The organism is Mesorhizobium sp. M7D.F.Ca.US.004.03.1.1, assembly GCF_003998635.1.
GTDB classification, from domain to species: Bacteria; Pseudomonadota; Alphaproteobacteria; order Rhizobiales; family Rhizobiaceae; genus Mesorhizobium; species Mesorhizobium loti.
Genome location: NZ_RZQG01000522.1, coordinates 1 through 4,290 on the forward strand (window position 1 = coordinate 1; position 4,290 = coordinate 4,290).

Sequence of the window (4,290 nt, forward strand, 5' to 3'; positions counted from 1 at the left end):
GTCTCGATCGGCACGGCTGCCCTTGTCGCGCTCGGTGACAACGATCCGCGCTGGGAGGCGGAGTATAACGAGCTCGGCACCACGGCCGGCGCCTATGACGACTGGCACGAGGGCCGCGACCCGGCTGGCATCACCACGCAGGACCCCGAATTGATGAAGCGGGTCGATCCGGTGGCTGCCGGACGCCGGCTGGCGAACTTCCTCAAGGTGATGACGCTTGAGGCTCAAACGATCGCCCGCGCGTGCGGCAAGAACAGCCTGCACAATCTGGAACCCGAGGACCTCGTCGCCCTGACGATCGAGGCAGCGGCCATGGCCGGCGTGCCGCTGGCCGGCACCAACTGGATACCGGGGAAGAACGGCTTCTAATCAACGAAGGGCCGAAGCCCACACGCTCTGGGGCCACAATCGACAAAAAAATGGGGAACTTCCGTGACAGCTGATCTTGCAGAATTCGCAAGGGCGAAAAACGTCAAATATTTCATGATTTCCTACACTGACCTGTTCAGTGGCCAGCGTGCCAAGTTGGTGCCGGCACAGGCAATCGCCGACATGCAGAAGGACGGCGCCGGCTTTGCCGGGTTCGCCACCTGGCTGGACCTGACGCCGGCGCATCCCGACATGCTGGCGGTGCCGGATCCGGATTCGGTGATCCAGCTGCCGTGGAAGCCTGAGGTCGCCTGGGTCGCTGCCAACTGCATCATGGACGACAAGGAGGTCGACCAGGCGCCGCGCAACACGCTGAAGCGGCTGATTGCCGAAGCGGCCAGCGACGGCATGCATGTCAAGACCGGCGTCGAGGCCGAGTTCTTCCTGATCTCGCCCGACGGCAAGACGATTTCCGACGAATACGACACGGCCTCAAAGCCCTGCTACGACCAGCAAGCGGTGATGCGGCGCTACGACGTCATCGCCGAGATTTGCGACCACATGCTGGCGCTCGGCTGGGGCGCCTACCAAAACGACCACGAGGACGCCAACGGCCAGTTCGAGATGAACTGGGCCTTTGACGATGCGCTGGCGACCGCCGACAAGCACTCGTTCTTCAAGTTCATGGTCAAGTCGATCGCGGAAAAGCATGGCCTGCGCGCGACCTTCATGCCCAAACCCTTCCAGGGCCTGACCGGCAATGGCTGCCATGCCCATATCTCGGTCTGGGACAAGGCCGGCAAGACCAACGTCTTCGCCGACAATGCGATGGAGCTTGGCCTCTCGGCCAAGGGCAGGAATTTCCTCGGCGGCATCATGAAGCATGCCTCCGCGCTGGCCGCGATCACCAATCCGACGGTCAACTCCTACAAGCGCATCAACGCGCCGCGTACGATCTCGGGCGCGACCTGGGCGCCGAACACAGTGACCTGGACCGGCAACAACCGCACCCATATGGTGCGTGTGCCCGGCCCCGGGCGCTTCGAACTGCGGCTGCCGGATGGGGCGGCCAACCCCTATCTCCTGCAGGCCGTTATCATCGCCGCCGGCCTCGACGGCATTCGCTCGAAGGCCGATCCCGGCAAGCGCTACGACATCGACATGTACCAGCATGGACACACGGTGAAGGGTGCGCCGAAGCTGCCGCTCAACCTGCTCGATGCGCTGCGCGAGTTCGACAAGGACAAATCGCTCAAGGCGGCGCTGGGTGAGGAATTCTCGTCGGCCTACCTAAAGCTGAAGCACCAGGAATGGAATTCCTATGCTTCGCACTTCACGCAATGGGAGCGCGACCACACGCTGGACATTTAGTCGACCCAGCGGTGCGAGCGACCTCGGAATGAACTGATGAAATACTCGATCTTCTCGCTCGCCCGCGCCGCCCTGTCCGGCCACAAGAATTGGCAACGCACCTGGCGCGACGCCACGCCGAAGGACCGCTACGACGTGGTGATCATCGGCGGCGGCGGCCATGGCTTGGCCACCGCATGGTTCCTGGCCAGCGAGTACGGCATCAAGAATGTCGCCGTGCTCGAAAAAGGCTGGATCGGCTCCGGCAATGCCGGCCGCAACACCACCATCATCCGCTCCAATTACGGCCTGCCCGGCAACACCGGCTTCTACGAACTGTCGATGAAGCTGTGGGAGCGGATGGAGCAGGACCTCAACTACAACACGATGGTCAGCCAGCGCGGCGTCATCAACCTCTACCACTCCGACGCGCAGCGAGACGCCTATGCCCGGCGCGGCAACACCATGCGCATCAACGGCATCGACGCCGAACTGCTCGATCTCGCCGCGGTCAAGAAGATGATACCGTTCCTGAACTTCGACAATGCGCGCTTCCCGGTGCAAGGCGGGCTCTTGCAGCGGCGCGGCGGCACCGCGCGGCACGATGCGGTGGTCTGGGGCTACGCGCACGCGGCGAGCGCGCTCGGCGTCGATATCATCCAGAATTGCGAAGTCACCGGCTTCGTCAGGGACGCCAATGGCAAGGTGACTGGCGTCGAGACATCCCGCGGCAAGATCGGCGGCGGTAAGGTCGGCATGGCTGTCGCCGGCTCCTCGTCGCGCGTCGCGGCGATGGCCGGTCTGCGCCTGCCGATCGAAAGCCATGTGCTGCAGGCCTTTGTCTCCGAGGCGATCAAGCCGCTTATCCCCGGCGTCATGACCTTCGGCGCCGGCCATTTCTATGTCAGCCAGTCCGACAAGGGCGGGCTGGTCTTCGGCGGCGACATAGACGGCTACAATTCCTACGCCCAGCGCGGCAACATGCCTGTCATGGAGGACGTCTGCGAGGGCGGTATGGCGCTGATGCCGATGATCGGCCGCGTGCGCCTGCTGCGCCAGTGGGGCGGCATCATGGACATGTCGATGGACGGCTCGCCGATCATCGACAAGACGCCGGTCGACGGGCTCTATCTCAACGCCGGCTGGTGCTATGGCGGCTTCAAGGCGACACCGGGCTCCGGCTTTGTCTTTGCCCACCTTCTGGCGCGCGATGAATCGCACGAAGAGGCCGCACGGTTCCGCCTCGACCGGTTCCGGCGCGGTGCGATGATCGACGAAAAGGGCCAGGGCGCCCAACCGAACCTGCATTGAAGGCGGTCTAGAACAGCATGCGCATTGTCTGTCCCTTCTGCGGCGAACGCGAACTCGGCGAGTTCACCTATCTCGGCGACGCCAAGCCGGTACGGCCGGTGGCCGGCGCCTCGGAAGACGAGGTCTTCGACTATGTCTATCTGCGCGACAATGTCGCCGGCGAGACCAGCGAATACTGGTATCATGGCGGCGGCTGCCGGGCCTGGCTGAAGATCACCCGCAACACGCTGACGCATGAGATTTCTTCAATCGAACCGGCGGCGGGCGCCGGCGCCGCGAAGGTTGGCGCGTGATGGCCGGCGCGCAGACACACCGGCTCGGCAATGGCGGCCTTGTCGACCGTTCGGCACCGCTGAACTTCCGTTTCGACGGCAAGGCTTTCTCCGGCTTCCAGGGCGACACGCTCGCCTCGGCGCTGATCGCCAACGGCGTCAAGCTGGTCGGCCGCTCGTTCAAATACCATCGCCCGCGCGGCATTCTGACCGCTGGTTCGGAAGAACCCAACGCGCTGGTCGAGTTGCGCAGCGGCGCAAGGCGCGAACCGAACACCAAGGCGACGACGGCGGAGCTCTATGAAGGGCTCGAGGCCGCCAGCCAGAACCGTTGGCCGTCGCTGCGCCATGACGTGATGTCAGTCAACCAGTTGTTCGCGCCGATCTTCGTCGCCGGCTTCTACTACAAGACCTTCATGTGGCCGGCGAAATTCTGGGAAGCGATCTACGAGCCGGCGATCCGCCGTGCCGCCGGCCTTGGCCGCGCCGCCGGCATCGCCGATCCCGATCATTACGACAAGGCATGGGCGCATTGCGATGTGCTGATCGCCGGTTCAGGCCCGGCCGGGCTGGCGGCCGCGCTTGCCGCCGGCCGCGCAGGCGCCCGCGTCATCCTGTGCGAGGAAGATTTCACGCTCGGTGGCCGCCTGCTGTCGGATGGCGGCACGATCGATGGTGTGCCGGCAGCCGAATGGCTGTCGCGGATGCTGGCTGAACTGGCTGACATGCCCGACGTCCGCATCATGACCCGCACGACGCTGTTCGGTGTCTATGACGGCGGTACCTATGGCGCGATCGAGCGGGTCAACGACCATTTGCCCTCGCCGCCCGAGCACCAGGTGCGCCAGCGGCTGTGGCGGATCGTGGCGAAGCGCTGCGTCGTTGCGGCCGGCGCCATCGAACGGCCGATCGTCTTTGCCGGCAACGACACGCCCGGCGTGATGATGGCCTCGGCGATGCGAACCTATGTCGCGCGCTATGCGGCGAC

5 protein-coding genes are annotated in these 4,290 nt (G+C 64.6%); all 5 read left to right on the forward strand.

From position 1 onward, the window contains the following. Nucleotides 1-369: glutamate synthase-related protein (locus EN935_RS24425; protein WP_245489035.1), on the forward strand; the 369-nt coding region annotated here is incomplete at its 5' end. Between the two features lie 63 nt (nucleotides 370-432). Then, nucleotides 433-1,740 (forward strand): type III glutamate--ammonia ligase, encoded by a 1,308-nt coding sequence (gene glnT, locus EN935_RS24430; protein WP_126068309.1) that lies wholly within the window; start codon nucleotides 433-435, stop codon nucleotides 1,738-1,740. A 36-nt stretch (nucleotides 1,741-1,776) separates the two neighbouring features. Then, entirely contained in the window at nucleotides 1,777-3,030 is a 1,254-nt protein-coding gene (locus tag EN935_RS24435) for a sarcosine oxidase subunit beta family protein (RefSeq protein WP_127373687.1), read from the forward strand. Between the two features lie 17 nt (nucleotides 3,031-3,047). Then, on the forward strand, nucleotides 3,048-3,323 hold the full coding sequence (locus tag EN935_RS24440) for a sarcosine oxidase subunit delta (RefSeq protein WP_127262461.1): 276 nt from the start codon (nucleotides 3,048-3,050) through the stop codon (nucleotides 3,321-3,323). Continuing rightward, on the forward strand, nucleotides 3,323-4,290 hold a 968-nt coding region (locus EN935_RS24445), incomplete at its 3' end, for a 2Fe-2S iron-sulfur cluster-binding protein (protein WP_127373688.1). The genes EN935_RS24440 and EN935_RS24445, both read left to right, overlap by 1 nt.